General features: G+C 72.1%; 1 protein-coding gene. It reads right to left on the bottom strand.

Going from position 1 to position 420, the window contains the following annotated elements; all coding sequences use genetic code 11:
* The coding region (locus AB4Y68_RS14470) for a cyclase family protein (RefSeq protein ID WP_441456453.1) at window positions 1–420 on the bottom strand (420 nt) is incomplete at both ends.

Below are 420 nucleotides of genomic sequence, written 5' to 3'. Positions count from 1 at the left end.
CGGCAGGTGCAGCGGCGGTGCGGTCAGCAGGAACGACGAGCGCCCGGCCGCGCGCAGCCATGCGGCCAGTGGTGTGAGATGCCACATCTCGCCGAGCGGGATGCCCAGCTTGACCAGGCAGAGTTCATGCAACGGCAGCAATGGCCCCGTGGTGCCCGGCGGCAGGCTGTGCCGGCGCTCCTCGACGGCGTGGTTGTCGGCGGCGATGGCCGCGATGCCGGCGTCGTCGATCCAGCGCAGCAGCCGCGCATCGGTGCCGTCCAGCACGGCGCAGGCGTTGCGCAGCGGCGTATGGTCGTCGTCGGCCGACAGGGCCAGCGCCATCGCGGCCAGGCCGGTGTGCAGGCACAGGATGTCGCCACGCTGCACGTCCGCGCCACCGGCTTCCAGTACGCGCATCAGGTCGTCATAGCCCACGGC

This window comes from Brevundimonas sp. 2YAF1 (assembly GCF_052114745.1).
GTDB lineage: Bacteria > Pseudomonadota > Alphaproteobacteria > Caulobacterales > Caulobacteraceae > Brevundimonas.
Note: the sequence above shows the minus strand (reverse complement) of the source record. Positions and strands in the feature narration are given on the sequence as shown.